General features: G+C 75.0%; 16 protein-coding genes and 1 tRNA gene. 10 read left to right on the forward strand and 7 right to left on the reverse strand.

Annotated elements, in window-relative coordinates:
* Nucleotides 1–68 precede the first annotated feature (68 nt).
* From RF647_RS17410 to RF647_RS17440, 7 genes are all read left to right on the forward strand, one after another.
* Nucleotides 69–1676: a carboxyl transferase domain-containing protein gene (locus RF647_RS17410; protein ID WP_368812810.1), complete on the forward strand. Its 1608-nt coding sequence runs from the start codon at nt 69–71 to the stop codon at nt 1674–1676.
* The gene (locus RF647_RS17415; protein WP_368812811.1) at nt 1673–3838 is read left to right on the forward strand and encodes a biotin carboxylase N-terminal domain-containing protein; all 2166 of its coding nucleotides are present in this window, start codon (nt 1673–1675) and stop codon (nt 3836–3838) included. Before RF647_RS17410 ends, RF647_RS17415 begins: the two co-directional genes overlap by 4 nt.
* Nucleotides 3835–4995: an acyl-CoA dehydrogenase family protein gene (locus RF647_RS17420; RefSeq protein WP_368812812.1), complete on the forward strand. Its 1161-nt coding sequence runs from the start codon at nt 3835–3837 to the stop codon at nt 4993–4995. Before RF647_RS17415 ends, RF647_RS17420 begins: the two co-directional genes overlap by 4 nt.
* Before the next feature lie 10 nt (nt 4996–5005).
* A complete protein-coding gene (locus RF647_RS17425; protein WP_031282867.1) occupies nt 5006–5494 on the forward strand; it encodes a MaoC family dehydratase in 489 nt (162 codons plus the stop codon).
* An 86-nt stretch (nt 5495–5580) separates the two neighbouring features.
* Nucleotides 5581–6402, forward strand: a complete 822-nt coding sequence (locus tag RF647_RS17430; RefSeq protein ID WP_368812813.1) for a CoA ester lyase — start codon at nt 5581–5583, stop codon at nt 6400–6402.
* Nucleotides 6403–6479: 77 nt separating this feature from the next.
* The gene (locus RF647_RS17435) at nt 6480–7304 is read left to right on the forward strand and encodes an electron transfer flavoprotein subunit beta (protein ID WP_368812814.1); all 825 of its coding nucleotides are present in this window, start codon (nt 6480–6482) and stop codon (nt 7302–7304) included.
* Nucleotides 7305–7371: 67 nt separating this feature from the next.
* Nucleotides 7372–8367, forward strand: coding sequence for an electron transfer flavoprotein subunit alpha/FixB family protein (locus RF647_RS17440; protein WP_368812815.1), 996 nt, complete (start codon nt 7372–7374; stop codon nt 8365–8367).
* A 47-nt stretch (nt 8368–8414) separates the two neighbouring features.
* Here the strand turns inward: RF647_RS17440 and selB are convergent, their stop codons facing one another.
* The 3 genes from selB to RF647_RS17455 form a co-directional block, all read right to left on the reverse strand.
* A complete protein-coding gene (selB, locus tag RF647_RS17445) occupies nt 8415–10205 on the reverse strand; it encodes a selenocysteine-specific translation elongation factor (protein WP_368812848.1) in 1791 nt (596 codons plus the stop codon).
* A 2-nt stretch (nt 10206–10207) separates the two neighbouring features.
* On the reverse strand, nt 10208–11545 hold the full coding sequence (gene selA, locus RF647_RS17450) for an L-seryl-tRNA(Sec) selenium transferase (RefSeq protein WP_368812816.1): 1338 nt from the start codon (nt 11543–11545) through the stop codon (nt 10208–10210).
* Nucleotides 11546–11609: 64 nt separating this feature from the next.
* Nucleotides 11610–11704: transfer RNA gene (locus RF647_RS17455), tRNA-Sec, on the reverse strand.
* A gap of 41 nt (nt 11705–11745) precedes the next feature.
* Here RF647_RS17455 and selD point away from each other — a divergent pair.
* Nucleotides 11746–12765, forward strand: coding sequence for a selenide, water dikinase SelD (gene selD / locus RF647_RS17460; protein WP_368812817.1), 1020 nt, complete (start codon nt 11746–11748; stop codon nt 12763–12765).
* 27 nt (nt 12766–12792) lie between these two features.
* Here selD and nrfD read toward each other — a convergent pair whose 3' ends face one another.
* The 4 genes from nrfD to RF647_RS17480 form a co-directional block, all read right to left on the reverse strand.
* The gene (gene nrfD / locus RF647_RS17465; RefSeq protein WP_368812818.1) at nt 12793–13884 is read right to left on the reverse strand and encodes an NrfD/PsrC family molybdoenzyme membrane anchor subunit; all 1092 of its coding nucleotides are present in this window, start codon (nt 13882–13884) and stop codon (nt 12793–12795) included.
* A complete protein-coding gene (locus tag RF647_RS17470; RefSeq protein WP_368812819.1) occupies nt 13881–14876 on the reverse strand; it encodes a 4Fe-4S dicluster domain-containing protein in 996 nt (331 codons plus the stop codon). The genes nrfD and RF647_RS17470 overlap by 4 nt, the downstream gene beginning before the upstream one ends.
* Complete coding sequence (fdh, locus tag RF647_RS17475) at nt 14876–18217, reverse strand: formate dehydrogenase (RefSeq protein WP_368812820.1); 3342 nt, start codon at nt 18215–18217, stop codon at nt 14876–14878. The genes RF647_RS17470 and fdh overlap by 1 nt, the downstream gene beginning before the upstream one ends.
* Before the next feature lie 82 nt (nt 18218–18299).
* Nucleotides 18300–19541, reverse strand: a complete 1242-nt coding sequence (locus RF647_RS17480) for a heparan-alpha-glucosaminide N-acetyltransferase domain-containing protein (RefSeq protein WP_368812821.1) — start codon at nt 19539–19541, stop codon at nt 18300–18302.
* 433 nt (nt 19542–19974) lie between these two features.
* Here RF647_RS17480 and RF647_RS17485 point away from each other — a divergent pair, with 433 nt between their 5' ends.
* Nucleotides 19975–20430: a hypothetical protein gene (locus tag RF647_RS17485; RefSeq protein ID WP_368812822.1), complete on the forward strand. Its 456-nt coding sequence runs from the start codon at nt 19975–19977 to the stop codon at nt 20428–20430.
* Nucleotides 20431–20711: 281 nt separating this feature from the next.
* Nucleotides 20712–22343 carry an ABC transporter substrate-binding protein gene (locus RF647_RS17490; RefSeq protein WP_368812823.1) on the forward strand — a complete coding sequence of 544 codons (1632 nt, stop codon included), beginning with the start codon at nt 20712–20714 and terminating at the stop codon, nt 22341–22343.
* Nucleotides 22344–22359: the final 16 nt, after the last annotated feature.

Raw genomic sequence — 22359 nt, forward strand, 5'->3', positions numbered from 1 at the left:
AACCCCAAGTTAGTCGGGATTAACCGAAATGGCATCCCCGGACTGCCGGCCCGGAGCGGAGGGAACCCATGCGCGTGCTGAGCACCCAGGTCGATCCGGGCGGCGCGGAGTTCGCCGCCAACGCGGCCGCCCAGCAGGGGCTCGCCGAGGAGCTGGTCCGGCGCCTGGAGCGGGCGGCGCGGGGCGGGCCGGAGGCCTCCCGGGATCGGCACGTGGCGCGCGGCAAGCTGCTGCCCCGCGAGCGGGTGGAGCACCTGCTGGACGAGGGCAGCCCGTTCCTGGAACTCGGCGCCCTGGCCGCGGAGGGGATGTACGACGACGAGTGCCCGGGGGCCGGCGTGATCGCCGGGATCGGCCTGGTCCACGGCCGGCAGGTGATGGTCGTGTGCAACGACGCCACGGTCAAGGGCGGCACCTACTACCCCATGACGGTCAAGAAGCACCTGCGCGCCCAGGAGATCGCCCTGGAGAACCGGCTGCCCTGCGTCTACCTCGTCGACTCCGGCGGGGCGTACCTGCCGCTGCAGGACGAGGTCTTCCCGGACCGGGAGCACTTCGGGCGGATCTTCTACCACCAGGCCCACCTCTCCGCGGCGGGCATCGCGCAGATCGCGGCCGTGCTCGGCTCCTGCACCGCGGGCGGGGCCTACGTCCCGGCGATGAGCGACGAGACCGTCATCGTGCGCGGGCAGGGCACCATCTTCCTGGGCGGCCCGCCGCTGGTGAAGGCCGCCACCGGCGAGGAGGTCACCGCCGAGGAGCTCGGCGGCGGGGAGCTGCACGCCCGGACGTCCGGGGTGGTCGACCACCTCGCGGAGAACGACGCCCACGCCCTGCAGATCGTCCGGGACATCGTGGCGACCCTGCCGCCGCCGGGCCCGCGGGCCTGGCCGGTGGGGAAGCCCGCGCCCCCGGCCGTGGCCGAGGACGAGCTCCCCGGGGCGGTGCCGGTCGACCCCAACTCCGGCTACGACGTGCACGAGGTCATCGCCCGGCTCGTGGACGGCAGCCGATTCTCCGAGTTCAAGGCCGAGTACGGCACCACGCTGGTCACCGGCTTCGCCCACGTCCACGGCCACCCCGTGGGCATCGTGGCCAACAACGGGGTGCTCTTCGCGGAGTCGGCGCTGAAGGGCGCCCACTTCGTCGAGCTGTGCGACCAGCGCGGGATCCCCCTGTTGTTCCTGCAGAACATCACCGGCTTCATGGTGGGCCGCGACTACGAGGCCGGCGGCATCGCCAAGCACGGCGCCAAGATGGTCACGGCCGTGGCCACCACCCGGGTGCCCAAGCTCACCGTGGTGATCGGCGGCTCCTTCGGGGCCGGCAACTACTCCATGTGCGGACGGGCCTACTCCCCGCGCTTCCTGTTCCTCTGGCCCCAGGCGCGGATCTCGGTGATGGGCGGGACGCAGGCCGCCTCGGTGCTGGCCACCGTGAAGGCCGACCAGCTGGCCGCCCGCGGGCAGGAGTGGGACCCGGCCGAGCGCGAGGCGTTCATGGCGCCCATCCGGGCCCGGTACGAGGCCCAGGGCAGCCCCTGGTACTCCACCGCCCGGCTCTGGGACGACGGCGTGATCGCCCCCTCCGACACCCGGGAGGTGCTCGGGCTGGCCCTCGAGGTCTGCTCCCGGACCCCGCTGCCCGAGCCGGCCTTCGGCCTCTTCAGGATGTGATCCCCGTGACCGCCAGCACGCCGCCGCGCCGCTTCGACGTCGTCCTCGTGGCCAACCGCGGGGAGATCGCCCGCCGGGTCCTGCGCACGCTCCGGGCGCTGGGGATCCGCTCGGTCGCGGTCTACAGCGAGGCCGACCAAGACGCGGTGCACGTGCGGGAGGCCGACGTGGCCGTGTGCGTGGGCCCGGCGGCCCCGGCCCAGAGCTATCTGCGCATCGACGCCGTGATCGGGGCGGCGCGGGCCACCGGCGCGCAGGCGATCCACCCCGGCTACGGGTTCCTGTCCGAGAACGCCGCCTTCGCCCGGGCGTGCGCCGCCGCGGGGATCGTGTTCATCGGCCCCGGCGTGGAGGCCCTCGAGACGATGGGCGACAAGATCCGCGCCAAGCGGCACGTGTCCGCCGCCGGGGTGCCCACGGTCGCCGGGGTCTCCGAGCCCGGTCTCGACGACGACGCCCTGGCGGCCGCGGCCGCCGGGATGACGTACCCGATCCTGATCAAACCCTCGGCCGGGGGCGGCGGCAAGGGCATGCACGTGGTGGCGGCCCCGGACGAGCTGCCGGAGGCCCTGGCCACGGCCCGCCGGGTGGCCGCGGCCGCCTTCGGCGACGACACCCTGCTCCTCGAGCAGCTCGTCGAGTCCCCCCGGCACATCGAGGTGCAGGTCCTCGCCGACGCCCACGGGGCCGTGGTCCACCTCGGGGAGCGGGAGTGCTCCCTGCAGCGGCGGCACCAGAAGGTCATCGAGGAGGCGCCCTCGCCGCTGCTGGACCCCGCCACCCGGGAGCGGATCGGGGAGGCCGCCTGCCGGGTGGCCCGCTCCGTGGGCTACACCGGTGCGGGCACCGTGGAGTTCCTGGTGCCCGCCGCACAGCCCGGGACCTTTTACTTCATGGAGATGAACACCCGCCTGCAGGTGGAGCACCCCGTCACCGAGCTGGTCACCGGCACGGACCTCGTGGCGCAGCAGATCCGCGTCGCCGCGGGGGAGCCGCTGGACCTGGTGCAACAGGACGTGGTGCTCACCGGCCACGCGGTCGAGGCCCGGCTCTACGCCGAGGACCCCGCCCGCGGCTTCCTGCCCACCGCCGGCACCGTGCTGGCACTGGAGGAGGCCTCCGGCCCGGGGATCCGCGTGGACTCCGCGCTGGCGCCGGGTCTGACCGTGGGCTCGGACTACGACCCGCTGCTCGCCAAGGTCGTCGCCTGGGGCGCCGACCGGGCCCAGGCCCTCGACCGGCTCGACCTGGCCCTGGCGGACACCGTGGTGCTCGGGGTGGGCACCAACACCGAGTACCTGCGCGCCCTGCTGGCCGATCCCGGGGTGCGCGCCGGGGTCATGGACACGACCCTCATCGAGCGGCGCCTGCCGGAGCTGGAGTTCACCGCCCCCGACGAGAGCCACTTCGCCACCGCGGCCGCCCACCTCGCCCGGCACCGGCCCGCCGACCCGCGCCCCGCCGGGGACACGGGCCCCTGGTCCCGCCCGGACGGCTGGCGGGCCGCCGGCCGCGCCCGGCCCGCGGTGGTGCTGGCCCACGGGCTCGAGGAGCCCCGGCGGACCGCCGTTGACCCCGCCGTGCGCCTGACCCCGCTGCCGGGCCGCCCGGCCGCGCACCTGCTCGAGAGCGGCGGGACGGCCCGGGTGGTCCACGTGGCCGCGGGCGCGGACAGCATCTGGGTGGGCGAGGGCGGCTGCGCCTACGAGCTCCGGGTGCTGACCCGCGAGGCCCGGCTCGAGCGGTCGCTGGCCGCCCTCGAGCGCACGGCCGGGCCCGCCGCCCCGGAGCTGCACTCGCCCATGCCCGGCACCGTGGTCGCCGTCCCGGCCGCCACCGGGCACCGGGTCGCCGAGGGGCAGACCGTGGTGGTGGTCGAGGCCATGAAGATGGAGCACCGCCTGACCGCCCCCACCGCCGGCACCGTCGAGCTCTCCGTGCGGACCGGTGACCGCGTGGCGCTGCACCAGCTGCTCGCCCGCGTGGTCCCCGACGTCGTCCCCGAGGGCGTGCCCGCCGCGGTCCCCGGGGACGCCCGCGACGACGTGCCGGACGGCGCTCCCGCAGGGACACCCGACGGGACGCCCGGCGGCGCCCCGGAGGCCCCCGGCACCCGACCGCAGACCGACCCCCGTCCGACCGACCAGGAGCGCACCCCATGAACTTGGAGCTCGACGAGGAGTACCAGGACCTCTCCGACACCGTCCGCGACTTCGCCGACGAGGTGATCGCCCCGGTCTCCGCGCGGTACGACGCCGCGCACGAGTTCCCCTACGACATCGTGGCGCAGATGGGGGAGATGGGCCTGTTCGGCCTGCCCTTCCCCGAGGAGTACGGGGGGATGGGCGGGGACTACTTCGCCCTGTGCCTGGCGCTGGAGCAGATCGCCCGCGTCGACCAGTCCGTGGCCATCACCCTCGAGGCCGGGGTGTCGCTGGGCGCCATGCCCATCCACCGCTTCGGCACCGAGGAGCAGAAGCAGCGGTGGCTCCCGGACCTTGCCGCGGGTCGTGCGCTCGCCGGGTTCGGGCTCACCGAGCCGGAGGCCGGCTCGGACGCCGGCGGCACCCGCACCACCGCGAAGCGGGAGGACAGGCAGTGGGTGATCGACGGCGCCAAGGAGTTCATCACCAACTCCGGCACGGCGATCACCCGCCTGGTGAACGTCACCGCGGTCACCGGCACCACGGAGCTGCCGGACGGGCAGGTGCAGAAGGACATCTCCACGATCATCGTCCCCACGGACACCCCCGGCTTCCGCGCCGAGAAGGCCTACGACAAGGTCGGCTGGAACGCCTCGGACACCCACCCGCTGTCCCTCCAGGACGTCCGCGTCCCCGAGGAGAACCTGCTGGGGGAGGAGGGCCGCGGCTACGCCAACTTCCTGTCCATCCTCGACGAGGGCCGCATCGCCATCGCGGCCCTGGCCACGGGCGCGGCCCAGGGCTGCGTCGAGGAGTCCGTGCGCTACGCGCGGGAGCGGCAGTCCTTCGGCCGCCCCATCGGGGACAACCAGGCCGTCTCCTTCAAGATCGCCCGCATGCAGGCCCGCGCCCACACCGCCCGGCTGGCCTACTACGACGCCGCGTCCCGGATGCTCGCCGGGCGGCCGTTCAAGACGCAGGCCGCGATCGCCAAGCTCGTGGCCGGGGAGGCCGCGATGGACAACGCCCGGGACGCCACCCAGGTCTTCGGCGGCTACGGGTTCATCAACGAGTTCCGGGTGGCCCGCCACTACCGGGACGCCAAGATCCTCGAGGTCGGCGAGGGCACCACCGAGGTGCAGCTCATGCTCATCGCCCGCGAGCTCGGACTCTGAGGGGGCCGCCGTGACCGAGGAGCGCAGGGTGGTCCGCCAGCGCGGGCTGTGGTTCGAGGAGTTCGAGGTCGGCACCGTCTACGAGCACGCCCCGGGCCGGACCGTGACCGAGGCGGACAACGTGCTGTTCACGACCCTCACCATGAACACCCAGTCCCTGCACCTGGACGCCGCCTGGTCCGGGCGCCAGCCCTTCGGCCGGCGGCTCGTGAACTCCATGTTCACCCTCTCGACCATCGTGGGGGCGTCCGTGGCCCAGCTGACCCAGGGCACCATCGTGGCGAACCTGGGCTTCGAGGAGGTCGCCTTCCCGCACCCGCTCTTCCACGGGGACACCCTGTACTCGTCCTCCGAGGTCCTCGGCGCCCGCCCCTCGGCCTCCCGGCCCGGGCAGGGCATCGTCCGCGTGAAGCACGTGGGCCGCAACCAGGAGGGGGTCGTGGTGGCCGAGTGCACCCGCTCGGTGCTCGTGTGGTCCCGCGACGCCGCCCCGCAGTGACAGCGCACCGTGACATCTCACCGCGACACCCCGCAGCGGCAGCGCACCGTGACGCCCCACGGCGACACCCCGGCGAAGGAGCCCCGATGACCGACCCGTTCTCCCTCGGACCCGCCCTGCTGTTCTGCCCGGCCGACCGCCCCGAGCGCTACGCCAAGGCGGCCGAGCGCGCCGACGCCGTGATCCTCGACCTCGAGGACGCCGTGGCGCCCTCCGCCAAGCCCGCTGCCCGGGACGCCCTCGTGGCCACGCCCCTGGACCCCGCCCGCACGATCGTGCGGATCAACGCCGAGGACACCGAGGACTTCGCCCACGACCTCGTCGCCCTGCGGCACACCGGGTACACCACCGTGATGCTGCCCAAGACCGCCTCCGCGGAGCGGCTCGCCGTCGCCGCCGAGCTGGGCCTGCACCGCGTCGTCGCGCTGTGCGAGACCGCGGAGGGCGTGGTCAACGCGGCCGAGATCGCCCGGGCCCCCAACGTGGTCGCGCTGATGTGGGGCGCCGAGGACCTCGTGGCCTCGCTCGGCGGCAGCTCGTCCCGGCGCCGGGACGGCGCCTACCGGGACGTGGCCCGCCACGCCCGCTCCGCCGTCCTGCTCGCGGCCGGCGCCGCCGGCCGGCCCGCGATCGACGCGGTGCACGTCGACCTCGCCGACCACGACGGGCTGCGCGAGGAGGTCCTCGACGCGGTGGCCTCCGGCTTCGCGGCCACCGCCTGCCTCCACCCCGGGCAGGTCGGGACCGTCCGCGCCGCCTACCGGCCCGGTGCCGAGGAGGTCGCCGCCGCCCGGGAGCTGCTCGCCGCCGCCCGCCGCACCCCCGGCGTCTTCGCGTTCCGCGGTCGGATGGTCGACGAACCCCTGATCCGCCACGCCGAGCGCCTCGTGCGCCGCGCCGACGCCTGAAACCCCGCCCGTCCGCACAGACCGCCCGTCACCGCCCCGCCCCGTCCCGTCCATCCCCGTCCCGCCCGGAGGAGACCATGAGCCAGCCCCTGACGATCGTCGTCCCCGTCAAGCACGTCCCTGACGCCGCGGGGGACCGCGTCCTCGCCGGGACCCCGCCCCTGCTCGGGCGCGCGTCCGGGATCCTCTCCGAGCTCGACGAGTACGCCCTCGAGGCCGCCGCGCAGATCGTCGAGACGCACGGGGGCGCGGCGGCCGGGCACCGCGTGCTCGCCCTCACCCTGGGACCCGCGGGCGCGACGGACGCGCTCAAGCGCGCCCTCCAGCTGGGCGCCGACGCCGGGTTCCACGTGCTCGACGACGCCCTCGCCGGCTCCGACGCCTGGGTCACCGCCCGGGTGCTCGCCGCGGCGGTGCAGCGGATCGCCGCGGTGGAGGACCGGGCCGTGGACCTCGTGCTCACCGGCATGGCCTCCACCGACGGCGAGACGTCCCTGGTCCCCGGTCAGCTCGCCGAGCGGCTCGGTCTCGCCCACGTCGGCTTCGCGAGCTCCCTGGCGCTGGCCGAGGACGGCACCTCGCTCACGGCCGTCCGGCACACCGAGACCGAGGCCCTCCGGGTCGCCGCGGAACTTCCGGCGCTCGTGGCCGTGACGGACCAGGTCAACACCCCGCGCTACCCCAACTTCAAGGCGATCATGGCGGCCAAGAAGAAGCCCGTGCAGACGTGGCCCGTCACCGACCTCGGCCTGGACGCCGGGGACGTGGGCCTCGCCGGCTCGCTCACCGAGGTGCTCGACGCCGTGCCGCGCCCGCCCCGGACCGCCGGGGAGGTCGTGGTCGACGACGGCGAGGGCGGCATCCGCCTCGCCGAGTTCCTCGTGGCCCGGAAGCTCGTCTGAGCACCCGGCCGCACCCCGCCGGACCCCCATCGCACGCACCCGCCCGCCGGGCAGGAGGAGGACGACCATGACCACGACCACGACCGTCGCACTGGTGGTGCTGGCCACCACAGACCGGCTGCGCCGCGCCGACCGGGAGCTGCTCGTGCTCGCCGGCACGCTGGGCGAGACGCACGTCGTCGTGCCGGACGCGCCCGGCGACGCCCTGCTCGGCGAGCTCGCCGCCCACGGGGTGGGCACTGTGCACGCCCCCGAGGGCGGGCCCGGCGACCGGCTCACCACGCCGGCGGTCGCGCTCGCGGAGGCCGCCGCCCGGGAGACCGGCGCCACGGCGCTGCTGCTCGCCGCCACCCCCGAGGCCAAAGACGTCGCCGCGCGCCTGGGCGTGCGGCTCGGCGCCGGGGTGGTCACCGACGTGGTCGCCCTCGACGCCGACCTCGTCGCCACCAAGTCCGTCCTCGCCGGGGGGTGGACCACCCGGTGCCGGGCCACGAGCCCGGTGCTGATCGCGACCGTCCGCCCCAACTCGGTCGAGCTCCCCGCCCACCCCGCGGCCCACGCCGCCGGGGGCACCCCCGGCGCGGGGCCGGCCGGGGCGCAACGCCCGCGGATGCGCACGCACGCGCTCGAGGACACCGTGCCCGCGGCCCGGGTGGTGGGCCGGTCCGCGCTGCCGGCCTCCGGGCGCCCGGCGCTGGGCGAGGCGCGCGTGGTCGTGGCCGGCGGCCGCGGCACCGGCGGGGACTTCGAGCCGCTCGAGGCACTCGCCGACGTCCTCGGCGGGGCGGTCGGAGCCTCCCGCGCGGCGGTGGACGCAGGGTGGATCGGCCCCGAGGCGCAGGTGGGCCAGACCGGGCGCACCGTCTCCCCGCAGCTCTACGTCTCGTGCGGGATCTCCGGGGCCGTCCAGCAGCGCGCCGGGATGCAGACGGCGGGCACGATCGTGGCCGTGAACAAGGACGAGCAGGCGCCGGTCTTCGAGATCGCCGACCTCGGCATCGTGGGCGACCTGCAGAAGGTGCTGCCCCAGGCGGTCGAGCACCTCAGGGCGCTGCGCGGATAGGAACCGGGCGGCGATGCGGCCGGCGGGGCCCGTCCCGAGCCGTGGGCTCAGCGCGCCACGGTCCGGTGGCCGGCGTCCAGCCGCCGGGTCCAGCCGCGGGCGTCGAGGTGCTCGAGCAGCGGGATCGCGACGCGCCGGGAGGTGCCGAGCGCCTGGCGCGCCTGGCTCGTGGTGAAGGGCTGCGGCAGCCGGGCGAGCTCTCGCATCGCCAGGGCGGGGGCGGTGGGGAGCAGCACGACACCGTCCCCCAGCCGGAGCAGCCGGCCGGTGCGCTCGGCCGCGGCGAGCTCGCGGGCGCCGAGCCGCAGCGCCGTCAGGTCGTCGGCCTCCGGGCTCCGGAAGGGCTCGGCCCCGAGCCGCCGCTCCAGCTCGAGCACCGCGGTCTCGTGGGCGCCGAGGCCGCCGCGGTGGTGCGGGGACCGGATGTGCCCGCCGTCCTGCTCCAGGCCGGCGCCGCGGACCACGGGGTCGACCAGCGCGGCGTCGGGCAGCGCGAGCAGGTCGCGGGCGGCGCCCCGCGAGAGCCCTGCGGCCAGGGGATCCCGGGCGTGCAGCTCCTCCACGGCGGTGCGCAGCCGCTGCGTCCAGGACTCGAGCACGGGGGCGTGCACCCACCAGCCGCCGAGCGCGCGCACGTCGCCGGGCGGGGCGGCGTCCGCGGTGGGCAGCAGCCCGAGGCGGTGCAGGTGCTGCGCCGGCACCGCGCCGCGGCGGGCCACCTCCGCGCCGACGTCTCCGCGCAGGTCCGTGCCGGCGAGCCGGACGGCGCGGCGCGCCCGGTCGCCGCGCCGCCGCAGCGCGGGCGGGTCGGCGTCGAGGACCTGGGCGCCGCCGAGCACCGAGCGGCTGCCGGGGTCGCGGAGCACCAGACGGTCCCCGAGGACCAGGGGCAGGGGCCGGTCCAGGACCAGCCGGGCGTGGTCGTCGTCGAACGGGCTCAGCCGGGCGGGCACCGCCGCGGTGCCGGCGTGGACCACGAGGTGCTCGGCCGTGTCCGTGAGGGCGGGGCCGGTGGCCCGGCGGACGTCGAGGACGTCGGTGAGCGGCCACGTGCCGGGGGTGACCAGCGAGTCGCCGCGGTGCACGTCGGAGGCGGAGACCCCCCGCAGGTTGAGCGCCACGCGGGTGCACGGCTCCAGCGCGGTGTGCGACACGTTCCGGCTGTGCATGCCCCGGACCACGACCGGCACGGCCCCGCCGTGGCCGAGCAGGTGCAGTCGGTCGCCCTGCCGGAGCGATCCCGCGGCCAGCGTGCCGGTCACCACCGTGCCGGAACCGGTGATCGTGAAGGACCGGTCCACCCACAGCCGCAGCCGCCCCTGGGCGGGGGCGGGCGCCCGCGCCAGGACGTCGTCGAGGACGGTGCGCAGCTCGTCGAGGCCCGTGCCCTCGAGGGCCGAGACGGTGACCACGGGCGCGTCGTGCAGACCGGTCCCGGCCAGCTCCGCGCGGACCTGGGCGAGCACCTCGCCGGTGCGCCCGGGGGCCCGGTCGGCGCGGGTGAGCACCACCACGCCGTGCTCGATGCCGAGGGCCGCGACGGCGTCGCGGTGGTCGCCGGACTGGGCCTGCCAGCCCTCGTCGACGGCGACCACGAAGCAGACCACGGGAGCCGGGCCGAGACCGGCGAGCATGTTGCCGAGGAAGCGCTCGTGGCCGGGGACGTCCACGAAGGCCACGTCGCGCCCGGACGGCAGCGTGGTCCAGGCGTAGCCCAGGTCGATGGTCAGCCCGCGGCGGCGCTCCTCCTCCCACCGGTCGGGCTCCATCCCGGTGAGGGCCCGCACCAGGGTGCTCTTGCCGTGGTCGACGTGCCCGGCCGTGGCGACGACGTCCACGCTCACCGAGCCCCTCCCGGGCCGCCGACCGCCCCGGCGAGGGCGGTCAGGGCCGCCTGCACCGCCGTGCGCAGGCGCTCGTCCTCGGACTCGGGCACGCAGCGCAGATCGATCAGGCACGCGCGGTCGTGGACCCGGGGGAGCACGGCGGGGCGGCCGGTGCGCAGCAGCGGGGCCGCCGCCTCGGGCAGCCGCACCGCCCACCCCGGCAGGGGCACGCCGGGCGCGCCGCCGCCGCCGACACGGCCGTCGTGGGATACCACCGGTGCGCCGACGGCCGCGCCGAGCCGTTCGGCCCGGTCGCGGAGCCGGTCCGGGTCCGCGTGCAGCGCGGTCGTGACCGGGGCGGGCCCCCCGGTGAGCGTGGCCTCCAGGGCCGCGAGCGCGAGCTTGTCGGCGCGGACCGCCCGGGCGAGGGGGTGGGCGGCCAGCCGGGCGACGGCGTCCGAGCCGCCGAGCAGCAGCCCGGCCTGCGGGCCGCCGAGCAGCTTGTCGCCGCTGGCGATGACGAGGTCGGCGCCGCCCTCGAGAGCCGAGGCGGCATCGGGCTCGGACGGCAGCTGCGGGTCCGGGGTGAGGAGCCCGCTGCCGAGGTCCGCCACGAGGGGCAGGCCGTGGGCCCGGGCCAGCGGCCGCAGCTCGTCGACCTCGACGGCCGAGGTGAACCCCTCCAGCCGGAAGTTGCTCGGGTGCACCTTGAGCAGGCAGCCGGTCTCCGGGCCGATCGCTTCTGCGTAGTCGCGCAGGTGGGTCCGGTTGGTCGTGCCCACCTCGCGCAGCCGGGCGCCGGTCGACTCGATCAGCTCCGGCAGCCGGAAGCCGGCCCCGATCTCGACGAGCTCGCCGCGGCTGATCACCACCTCGCGGCCGGCGGCCAGGGCCGTGGTGGCCAGCACCAGTGCGGCCGCGCCGTTGTTGACGACCAGGGCGTCCTCGGCGGGTGGGCAGGCGGCGAGCAGGGCCGCCCGGGCGGCGGCGCCGCGGCGGGAGCGGGTGCCGCTCACCAGGTCGAGCTCCACGTCGACGTACCCGCCGGCCGTGACCAGTGCGTCGAGCGCGGCCGCGGACAGCGGGGCGCGGCCGAGGTTGGTGTGTACCACCACGCCGGTGGCGTTGAGCACCGGCGTCAGGCTCGAGGCGGAGCGGGCCCCGAGCGCGGCGAGCACCGCCGGCTCGACCTCGCCGGGGGCGATCTCGCCGCGCCGCGCCCGGTCCTGGGTCTCGCGCACCAGCGCGCGGACGACGTCCTCGCTCAGCCGCTCGAGCGCCCGGCGGACGGGTGGCAGGGCCATGAGCTGGTCGGTGCGCGGGATCAGGCGGCGCGGGTCGTCCAGGGCCACAGTCCCTCCTCGTCGGGCGGCACGCGGTGCGGGTGGTCGGTGCGCGGGTGGGCGGCGCAGGGGTTGGCGGAGGCGGACGGGAATCGAACCCGCCAGGCCGAGGTGCTCGGCCTCACCGGTTTTGAAGACCGGGGGGCCCACCAGGACCCGGACGCCTCCGCCACCCAACCTAGCATCGCCGTCACCAGTAGGCTGACGGCATGGAACAGACCCGGACGCCGACCCCGCCCCTGCCCGCGCCCGGGACGGTCCGCCTGACCGGCTTCGCCCACGGCGGCGGATGCGCGTGCAAGATCCCGCCCGGCGAGCTCGAGGACGCGGTCCGGGGCCTCACCGGCCAGGCGGGGGACGGCGTGCTGGTCGGTCTCGACGACGGCGACGACGCCGCGGCCGTCCTGGTGCGCGAGGACCTCGCGGTGCTGTCCACCGCCGACTTCTTCACCCCGGTGGTCGACGACGCCTACGACTGGGGCCGGATCGCCGCCGCGAACGCGCTCTCGGACGTCTACGCCATGGGCGGGCGCCCGGTCATGGCCATCAACCTCGTGGGGTGGCCCCGCGACGTGCTGCCGATGGAGCTGATGACCGAGGTGCTCCGCGGCGGCCTGGCGGTCGCCTCCGAGGCGGGGTGCCCGGTGATCGGGGGGCACTCCATCGACGACCCGGAGCCGAAGTACGGCATGGCCGTGACCGGTGTTGCGCACCCGGACCGGCTGCTGCGCAACGACGCCGCCGCACCGGGGCTGCCCCTAACCCTCACCAAGCCGATCGGCGTGGGACTGCTCAACAACCGGCACAAGGCGACCGGCGAGGTCTTCGCCGAGGCGCTCGCCACGATGACCCGGCTCAACCGGGACGCGGCCGAGGCGGCGCTGGCGGCCGGGGCCCGGGCGGCCACGGACGTCACCGGCTTCGGCCTGCTCGGGCACCTGCACAAGATGTGCCGTGCCTCCGGGGTGGGCGCGGTGCTCGACCGGAGGGCCGTGCCCCTCGTCGAGGGCGCGGCCGAGGCGCTGCGGGACGGCTACGTCTCCGGCGGGACCCGCCGCAACCTGGACTGGGTGCGCCCGCACCTGCGGGCGGGGACCGGTGTCACCGAGGACGACCTGCTGCTGCTGGCCGACGCGCAGACCTCGGGCGGCCTGCTCGTGGTCGGCGAGGTGCCGGGGTACCCCGTGGTGGGCCACACCGTGGCAGGGTCCGGCCTCCAGGTGCGCTGAGCCCCGTCGGGGCACGGCGCCGGGCGCTCAGCCGACAGTCGTGATCGAGTCGTCGGTGATCCCGGCGGCGCGCCGGGCGGCCAGCCGGGCCTTCTGCGGCTCGATCGTGTAGCGGGGGTCCACGGCCGAGTGCAGACCGGCCTCCATCACGCCGAACCGGGTGAGGGCCGAGGACGCCAGCAGCGCCAGCCCCGAGACCGCGGCGACGGCCCGGTGCCGCCCGCCCAGCAGCGTGCCGAGACCGCCGGCGACCGCCAGTCGCTCGCTCCACGCCAGCATGGTCCCGGCCTGGCCGTGGTGCAGCGGCTCGGCCGCCACCGGGTCCATCCGGCGCTCCATCAGCTTCGTGGCGATCAGCTCACCGGCAACGCCCAGCACGGCCAGCCGCCGGGCGGGGCCGGCCTCGCCGACCGAGGTCGTGACCATCGCCAGGCCTCCCGAGGCGAGGCTCGCCGAGCTCACGAAGACGAATGCCAGGTCCTCGCGGGCCGCGTTCCAGGTGGGCGTCGCCGTGTCGGAGAGCAGCGCCGCGGTGTACGCGGCGAGCGGGCCGGCGAAGACCGCGGCCTCGACGCCGGCCGGGCCCTCCACGGCGCGCAGCACCGGGCGCAGCGGGCCCAGCGGAAGGCGGGAGCCGGTCATCCGGTCCACCTCGGCCGCGACCGCGGTCCCCATGCCGGCTCCGAACGCGCTGAGGATCCACGTGCCCATGCTCATCGGCGAGGTCGGCTTGAACGTGCGCAGCATGTGCAGGAAACGTTCCGGGCGGCCGAGATCCGCGACCAGCGCCGCGCCGCCGAGACCGAGCGCGGTCACCGACCCCAGCCGGGCGTTGCGGCGCAGCTCGGCCCGGCCCGTGAGCTGACCGCCGAGCGCGAGCAGCGCGGAGCCGCCGGCCACGCCGCCGAGGAACAGGTACGCGGCGACCTCGTGGCCCCAGGGCGCCGGCTTGACCACCGGGCGGCCGTAGTAGGAGCCGAACTCCGGCTCCGGGACCATCGACATCTCCCGGGAGCCGTCGCCGCCGCCCGGCCCGGCGCCCCGGCGGCGCGGGCCGTCCCGCCGCCGGCGGCGCGGCGGCTCGGGCGGACGGTAGCCGTCGAACTCGGACAGACTCACGAGCGGCCCCCCGCGAAGGCCAGGGCGGCGGCGGCGAGCATGCCCGCCGCCGCCAGTCCGGCCCGTTGGTACATCCGGGGCAGGTCCGCGGTCGGCACCCGCGGGTCGGGCGGAAGCCCGTAGACCTCCGGCTCGTCGAGCAGCAGGAACACCGAGCCGGTGCCGCCCACGCCGTCCAGCTCGTTGGCGCCGTAGAGCCGCGCCTCGGTGCGCCCCTGGGCGTGCAGCTCGGCGACCCGGTGCCGGGCCGACTCGACCATGTCGTCGTGCTCGCCGTACTTGATGGACGTCGTGGGGCACGTCTGCGCGCACGCGGGGGTCTGGTCGTCCACCATGCGGTCGTAGCACAGGGTGCACTTCTGGGCGACGCCCACGTTCTTCACCTCGGGCTTGCCCGGTTGCCCGTCCCGCTCCGTGCGCGGGGCGGCCGTGCCGTCGGTGCGCCGCTCGATCACGCCGAACGGGCAGCCCGCCACGCAGGTGCCGCACCCGTTGCACACGTCGTCCTGGACCACCACGGTGCCGTGCTCGGTGCGGAACAGCGCCCCGGTGGGGCACACGTCGAGGCACCCGGCGTGCGTGCAGTGCTTGCAGACGTCCGAGGACATCAGCCAGCGGAACTCCGGGGTGTCCGGCGGGGTGGTGTCCCCGGCGGCCGGCTGCGGGCGCGCCTCGGGCGGGCCGACCCGCGGCATGCCCAGGCTCACGAGCTTGCGCCCGGACTCGCGGGCCTCCTCGATGCGCTCGCTGTCCTGCTCGACGAACGCCACGTGCCGCCAGGTGCTGGCGCCGAGGGCGCCGGTGTTGTCGTAGGAGGACTCGAGCAGCTCGAGGTCCCCGTCCTGGGGGTTCTGGTTCCACTCCTTGCAGGCCACCTCGCAGGCCTTGCACCCGATGCAGATCGAGGTGTCCGTGAAGAAGCCCTTCCGCGCGTGCGCGTGCTCCCAGTGCGCGTCGGCCGTGGGATCGGTCGGTCCGGCCAGCTGGCCCATCAGTGCTCCCTCATCGGGTCGGTGGTCGGGTCGGTGCCGGGGACGTCGATCCGGGTGTTGCCGGTCTCCACGGTGGCGCCCGCGCGCTGCTGGTACTCCAGGACCAGGTCGAGCAGCTCGGGACCCCGCGGCCGGCGGCCCGGGCGGATGTGGCACGAGCCCACCTTGGAGTCCTGGATCTGCACGTTGGGCTCGAGGGTCAGGCCCAGCAGGTCGTTGGCGGAGTCGCCGCTGACCACGGCGTCGTCGCCCACGCCCCAGTGGTACGGGAGCCCGATCTGGTGCACGGTGTGCCCGCGCACCACGAGCGGGGTCATCCGCTCGGTGACGAGCACCCGCACCTCGATCGCCGCCCGGGGCGAGACGATCGTGGCCCAGCCGTACGGCTCCAGCCCGCACTCGGCGGCGAGCTCGGGGGAGACCTCGCAGAACATCTCCGGCTGCAGCTCCGAAAGATACGGCAGCCACCGGCTCATGCCGCCGGCGGTGTGGTGCTCGGTGAGCCGGTACGTGGTGAACACGTAGGGGTACACGTCCGCCCCCGGCTCCCCGGCGCTCGGGGCGGTGAGGTTGTCCTGGCGGGCGAACAGCACCCGCGAGGGGTTGCGCTGCTGGGTGTACAGGGCGTTGCCGACCGGCGACTCCTGCGGCTCGTAGTGCGTGGGCAGCGGCCCGTCCAGCACGCCCTTGGGCGCGTACAGCCAGCCCTTGCCGTCGGCCTGCATGATGAACGGGTCGTCCCCGGCGAGCGCGGCCGCGCCCCCGGCGTCGGGGTCGGGGCGGGTGCCCGGGGCGAGGTGGAGCGGGAAGTCGGGCACGTCGTCCCCGACCCACTGGTCCTGCTCCTCGTCCCACCACACGAGCTTCTTGCGCTCGCTCCAGGGCCGGCCCTCCGGGTCCGCCGAGGCGCGGTTGTAGAGCAGCCGGCGGTTGGCCGGCCACGCCCAGCCCCACTCGAGCGCGGCGGGGCCCTGTTCCCCGCCGGGCCTGCGGGCGGCGGCGCGGTTGACGCCGCCGGCGTACACGCCGGTGTAGATCCAGCAGCCGCCGGAGGTCGAGCCGTCCGCCCGCATCTCGGTGTACGAGGACAGCGGCTTCCCGGCGTCCGGGCCCGTGAGGTGGCGGCCGTTGATCTCGGCGAGCACCGCCTCGGGGTCCGGCTCGCCGTGCTCGTCGACGGGGTAGTCCCAGGTGAGGTCGAGCAGCGGGCGGTCGCGCTCGTCCCCGGACCCGGCCAGCCGCTCCCGGATCCGCCGGCCCAGCTCGAAGAAGAACTGCAGCTCGCTCTGGCACTCGCCCGGCGGGGCCACGGCCTGGTGGCGCCACTGCAGCAGCCGCTGGGTCTGTGTGAAGGTGCCCGACTTCTCCACGTGCGTGGCCGCGGGCAGGAAGAACACCTCGGTCTCGATGTCCTCGGTGCGCAGCTCGCCCGAGGCGATCTCGGGGCCGTCCTTCCACCAGGTCGCCGACTCGATGAGGTTGAGGTCCCGCACCACCAGCCACTTGAGGTGGGACATGGCCATCCGCTGCATCCGGCCGTTGGAGGAGCCCACCGCGGGGTTCTGGCCGAGCAGGAAGTAGCCCTCCACCTCGTCGTCGAGCATCTTCGTCAGCGTCTGGAAGGTGCCGTGCGCGCCGGTGAGGCGCGGGAGGTAGTCGTAGGCCCAGTCGTTGTCCGCGGTGGCGGCGTCCCCCCACCAGGCCTTGAGGAGGCTGATGGTGTAGGCGTCGGCCTCGGCCCAGTAGCCCTTCTGCTTCTTCGACGCGATCGCGGCCAGGTAGTCGTCGAACGTGTCGTGGGTGCCGGCCAGCGGCATCGGCAGGTAGCCGGGCAGCAGGTTGAACAGCGTGGGGATGTCGGTCGAGCCCTGGATGCTGGCGTGCCCGCGCAGGGCCATGATCCCGCCACCGGGGCGGCCCATGTTGCCCAGCAGCAGCTGCAGGATGGACGCGGTGCGGATGTACTGCGCGCCCAGGCTGTGCTGGGTCCAGCCCACGGCGTAGGCGAAGCACGTGGTCCGCTCCCGCCCGGAATTCTCCGTGATGGAGCGGGCCAGGTACGCGAAGTCCTCGGGGGAGACCCCGCACACCTCCTGCACCATCTCGGGGGTGTAGCGCGCGTAGTGCCGCTTGAGGATCTGGAACACCGTCCGGGGGTCCTGCAGGGTCTCGTCGCGCTGCATGCGGGCGTGCTCCATCGGGGCGCCGCCGCTGCCGAGCTGCTGGCCGGCGGCCTCGTCCACGGCCTCCGCCCCCTCCGCGGCCCCGTCGTCGGGGTCGCCCGCGGGCGCGTCCACCTTGCCGTCGTGGTCCCCGGGGCCGTCCTCGTTCTCGGCGTAGGCCCAGGTGGACATGTCGTACTGGCCGGTCTCCGGGTCGAACCCGGAGAACAGCCCGTCGAGGTCCTCGGCGTCGCGGTAGTCCTCGTTCACCAGCGTGGCGGCGTTGGTGTAGGCGCGCACGTACTCCTCGAACCACAGGTCGTGGGTGAGCACGTGGTTGACCAGGGCGCCGAGCAGGACGATGTCCGAGCCGGCCCGGATCGGGACGTGCTGGTCAGCGACCGCCGAGGTGCGGGTGAAGCGCGGGTCGACGTGGATGACCCGGGCGCCGCGGGCCTTGGCCTCCGTCACCCACTGATAGCCCACGGGGTGGCACTCGGCCATGTTGGAGCCCTGGATGACGATGCAGTCGGCGTTGGCCATGTCCTGCAGGGACTGCGTGGCACCGCCACGTCCGAACGAGGCTCCCAGACCGGGAACCGTGGCGGAGTGTCAAATACGGGCCTGGTTCTCGATCTGGATCGCTCCCGCGGCGGTGAAGAGCTTTTTGATGAGGTAGTTCTCCTCGTTGTCCAGCGTGGCGCCGCCCAGGGCGGCGAAGCCCATCGTGCGGCGCAGCGGACGGCCCTGCTCGTCGGCGTCCTGCCAGCCGTTGCGGCGGGCCTCGAGGACGCGGTCGGCCACCATCTCGAGGGCGGTGCCGAGGTCCAGCCGCTGCCACTCGGTGGCCCGGGGCGCACGGTAGAGCACCTCGGTCTGCCGGCCGGGCGCGTTGACCAGCTGCTCGCTGGCCGCGCCCTTGGGGCACAGGCGGCCGCGGGAGATCGGCGAGTCCGGGTCGCCCTCGATCTGGACGACCTTCTCGTCCTTGACGTACACCCGCTGGCCGCAGCCGACCGCGCAGTACGGGCAGACGCTCTGCACGACCCGGTCCGCGGTGGTCGTGCGCGGGCTCGTCGTCCGGGTGCGCTCCGAGGTCACCGCCGGGCCGCGACCGAGCAGGTCGCCCGAACGGATCTGCCGGAGGACCGGCCACTCCAGGGGACTGAATCGTGACATGTCAGGAGCATAGCCCGCCGGTGTGTCAGGAGCCACACCGGCGGGCGGCGCGGGCGCGGACCCCGCCGGCGCGCGGGACCCGCTAGCCCCGCGGGGACTCCGCCGTCCGGGAGGGGGTGCCCAGGACCAGGCGGCGGGTGCCCCGGACGGCGGCCGCGATCACCCGCTCGAGCGGTCCCTGACCGAACGTCGCCTGCCAGAGCACGGCGAAGCCGGCGGCCACGGCCACATGCACGGCGAACCAGAGCACGCGGTCCTCGTAGTGGAGCGTCGTGGTCAGGGCGAGCAGGTGGGCCGAGTACAGGGTCAAGGTGCGGGCCCCCATGGCGCCCAGGGTGGTCCACAGCCGGTTCGGGCGCGCGACGAGCAGGAACAGCCCCAGCACCGCCAGGCCGGTGCCCAGGTCCATGAGCAGCGTCACCGGGGTGTTGCTGTGCGGCCCGGGGGTGAGCAGCCACCACCACGTGGAGGTGGGCAGGTCCGGGCTCGGGCCCCAGACGAGGATCTCGTCGACCTGGTCCTCGCTCAGCCACGGGGTGTGCCGCAGCAGCTGGTCGTAGCCGCCGGCCTGCAGGACCAGCACCCAGTAGACGAACCAGGCGCCGAGCGCCAGGACCACGCCGGCCACGGCGATCCGGACCCGCACCACGACCTCGTGCAGGTCGGTCCGGCCGAGCAGCAGGCCGGCGCAGAGGTACGTCAGGTAGGGCACGGCCGGGTAGGTCCCGGTCAGCAGCACCTGGGCCAGGGTGGCGCCCGGGTCCGAGAGCGCGCTGCCGAAGGTGGGGTTGACGGCCCCGGCCTGGGGTAGGGCGGGGCCGAGGACGTGCACGAGCACGGGGCCCAGCACCGCGGCGAGCGCCGCGACGGCGGCCAGCGTGCGGCGCCGCAGGCCGAGCAGCGGGACGGCGAGCAGGAAGAACGCGCCGTAGTAGACGAGGATGCCCAGCGCGGGCGCCGGGGACGGCATGACCTGGTTGATCGCCAGCCCGGCGGCGGCGATGAGCAGGGCCCGCACCACGAGGCCGGCGCGGGTGGCCGTCAGCGCGCGGCCCCGGTGCGGGGTGCGCCCGCCCGAGGAGAACGCCAGGCTCAGCCCGGCCAGCAGGGCGAACAGCGCCGCGGCGCGCCCGCCGAACAGGCTCCACTGGAGGGTGGGCTCGAAGGTCGCGGGGTCGTGGACGGGCAGGATGTGGACCGCGATCATGCCGATCAGCGCCAGACCGCGGGCGGCGTCCACGGCGATGAGGCGGGGTCTGCGGGCGGGGGTCGCGGCGGTCGTGCGTGTCGTGCCGGTCGTGGGGGCTTCGGACGTTCGGCTCATGGGATCTCCGGGGGGCGGGGGCGCGCAGGGGATCGTGACCGCTGCCGGCGGGGACCGGTGCGGCCCGTGCGCGGGGGATGCGCAAGGGGGTGCGCGCGGACGGGGCGGCTCGCGGGATCCGGGCGGCCGGCCGGTGAGACGTCCGGCCGGCCCCGGGGGAGGAGCTGGTGCGGACGTCGGTGCGCCCGGGCGGGGGCCCGGTGCGGCGGCGGGCCCGAATCCCCCTCGAGCCGCCTCCGACCCTAGGAGCCGGACCTTCTCGTGTCCACTTGACACATTTGCATTGTCGCAGGTCACAACGTGTTTGTGACGTGTTCACCGGCGCCCCTCTGGAAGTCCGCCGGGGTCGCTGGTTCCATGGGGGCAGGCCCCTTCGGCCTGCGCCGGGTGCCGGACGGGGGGCGCGCTTGCAGGTCCTAAGGAAGGTTCGATCATGAGCAGTTCACTGTTCCCCCGGCCGACGCCCCGGTCGGTCGACCCCGTCCACGTCCCGCTGCTCCCGGAGCGCCCCGATGACGCTGCCCCCGGCCGGCAGGACGACGGCCTCGGCCTGCACCCCGCCGGGCTCCTCCAGCGGGTCTTCACTGCGGCGGGAGAGGTGGAGGCCGCGGAGTGGGCGCTCGACCAGGTCCTCGACGCCGTGGCCTCCGGCGAGGAACTGGGCATCGGCCTCGACGTCGCACCCCTCGACGGCGCCCTCGAGTCGGCGCGCTGGGCGCTGGACCGGTCGGCGGGTGCCCTGCACGCCGAGATCCGCTGCGCGGCGCGGCGCGGTGTCCCGCTCTGCCTCCTCGCCGAGGCCTCCGCGACGGCGCTGGACGAGGTGCGCTCCATGCTGGGCTCCGCCGCTCCCGGGGCGGGGGTCAGGGGGCTGGCCGTCGCCGGCTGAGCCGCCCACCGGCCCGGAAGCGGCCCCGTCACCCGACGCTGTTGTTACGAATGGGTAACTGATACCGGCGGTTCCTGTTTCTTCTGGCGTGTCTGCTGCCGTCCCCCGAACGGACCACATAGATTTTTTCTGGGTGCGGCGGACGGTGATCTCCGTCACGTCGGACCCGGAGCCCCGTGCTCCATGACGCGAGCCCCGTGCTCGCCCCGGCGTGGCCCCGTCCGCCTCGGACTGCGAACCCAGCACTCCTGGCGGGCCCGTATCGACCGATGGAGGAAACGATGAGAACGAAGCGGATCGCGGGCACGTCAGTGGCGCTCTCCGGTGCCCTGCTGCTCACCGCGTGCGGCGGGGGAGACGGCGGGGGCACCTCCGCCGAGGGTGGCGGCGACGGCACCTTCAGCGTGTACATCGGCGAGCCCGAGAACCCGCTGCTGCCCGGCAACACCGGCGAGACAGAGGGCGGCCAGGTCGTCGACGCGCTCTGGACGGGCCTGGTCGAGTACGACCGGGAGTCCAACGAGGCCGTCTACACCGGCGTCGCGGAGTCGATCGAGTCCGAGGACCAGACGACGTGGACGGTCAGCCTCAAGGACGGCTGGACCTTCCACGACGGATCCCCGGTGACCGCGCAGAGCTACGTGGACTCGTGGAACTACGTGGCCAACAGCGAGAACGCGCAGGGCAACTCCTACTTCTTCTCCAACGTCGAGGGCTACGACGCCCTCCAGGGCGAGGAGGGCGCGAGCCCCACCGCCACCGAGATGTCCGGCCTGCGCGTCGTCGACGAGCAGACCTTCGAGGTCACCCTCAGCGAGCCCTACGCGCAGTGGCCGACCACCGTCGGCTACACCGCGTTCTTCCCGATGCCGGAGGCGTTCTTCGAGGACCCCGAGGGCTTCGGCGAGCAGCCGATCGGCAACGGCCCGTTCAAGGCGGACGAGGCCTTCCAGGAGGGCCAGGGCATCACGCTGACCCGCTACGACGAGTTCGGCGGCGACGAGCCGGCCCAGGCCGCCGCCGTGGAGTTCCGCGTCTACACCGAGATCAACACCGCCTACAACGACCTCCAGGCCGGCTCGCTCGACGTGGTCGACCAGATCCCGCCGGACGCCATCGCCTCCGCCGAGGACCAGTTCGGCGAGCGGTTCAAGACCACCCCGCGCGGCGACATCACCGCGCTCGGCTTCCCGACCTACGACGAGCGCTTCGCCGACCCGGAGGTCCGCCGCGCCTTCTCCATGGCCATCGACCGGCAGGCGATCACCGACGCGATCTTCCAGGGCTCCCGCACCCCGGCCGCGTCCTTCGTCTCGCCCGTGATCGACGGCCACCGCGAGGACGCCTGCGACGCGTGCGAGCTCGATGTCGAGGAGGCCAACCGGATGCTCGACGAGGCGGGCTTCGACAAGTCCGTGCCCGTGGACCTGTGGTTCAACGCCGGCGCCGGCCACGAGGAGTGGATGCAGGCCGTCGGCAACCAGCTCCGCGAGAACCTGGGCGTCGAGTACCAGCTGCGCGGCGACCTCCAGTTCGCCGAGTACCTGCCCAAGCAGGACGAGAAGGGCATGACCGGCCCGTTCCGCTCCGGCTGGATCATGGACTACCCGGTCATGGAGAACATGCTCGGCCCGACGTACTCCACGGCGGCCCTGCCGCCGGCCGGGTCGAACGTGACGTTCTACTCGAACGTGGAGTTCGACGCCAAGCTGCAGGAGGGCAACGCCGCCGACTCGATCGACACGGCGATCCAGGCCTACCAGGAGGCCGAGGACCTGCTCGTGGCCGACATGCCGGCCACGCCGCTGTTCTTCGGGCTCGTGCAGTACGCCCACTCGGAGAACGTGGACGAGGTCTACGTCAACAGCTTCGGCCGCGTCGAGGTCGAGGACGTCGTCGTCGCCTCGGAGTGATCCGACCCTGACCCGG

The sequence above is a fragment of the Kocuria sp. CPCC 205263 genome (assembly GCF_040981075.1).
GTDB classification, from domain to species: Bacteria; Actinomycetota; Actinomycetes; order Actinomycetales; family Micrococcaceae; genus Kocuria; species Kocuria rosea.

Bases quoted from the DNA above. Each gene is read 5' to 3' on its own strand.
- RF647_RS17410 (WP_368812810.1), top strand. From the start codon at position 69: ATGCGCGTGCTGAGCACCCAGGTCGATCCGGGCGGCGCGGAGTTCGCC.
- RF647_RS17420 (WP_368812812.1), top strand. From the start codon at position 3,835: ATGAACTTGGAGCTCGACGAGGAGTACCAGGACCTCTCCGACACCGTC.
- RF647_RS17430 (WP_368812813.1), top strand. From the start codon at position 5,581: ATGACCGACCCGTTCTCCCTCGGACCCGCCCTGCTGTTCTGCCCGGCC.
- RF647_RS17435 (WP_368812814.1), top strand. From the start codon at position 6,480: ATGAGCCAGCCCCTGACGATCGTCGTCCCCGTCAAGCACGTCCCTGAC.
- RF647_RS17440 (WP_368812815.1), top strand. From the start codon at position 7,372: ATGACCACGACCACGACCGTCGCACTGGTGGTGCTGGCCACCACAGAC.
- selD (WP_368812817.1), top strand. From the start codon at position 11,746: ATGGAACAGACCCGGACGCCGACCCCGCCCCTGCCCGCGCCCGGGACG.
- RF647_RS17470 (WP_368812819.1), bottom strand. From the start codon at position 14,876: ATGGGCCAGCTGGCCGGACCGACCGATCCCACGGCCGACGCGCACTGG.
- RF647_RS17480 (WP_368812821.1), bottom strand. From the start codon at position 19,541: ATGAGCCGAACGTCCGAAGCCCCCACGACCGGCACGACACGCACGACC.
- RF647_RS17485 (WP_368812822.1), top strand. From the start codon at position 19,975: ATGAGCAGTTCACTGTTCCCCCGGCCGACGCCCCGGTCGGTCGACCCC.
- RF647_RS17490 (WP_368812823.1), top strand. From the start codon at position 20,712: ATGAGAACGAAGCGGATCGCGGGCACGTCAGTGGCGCTCTCCGGTGCC.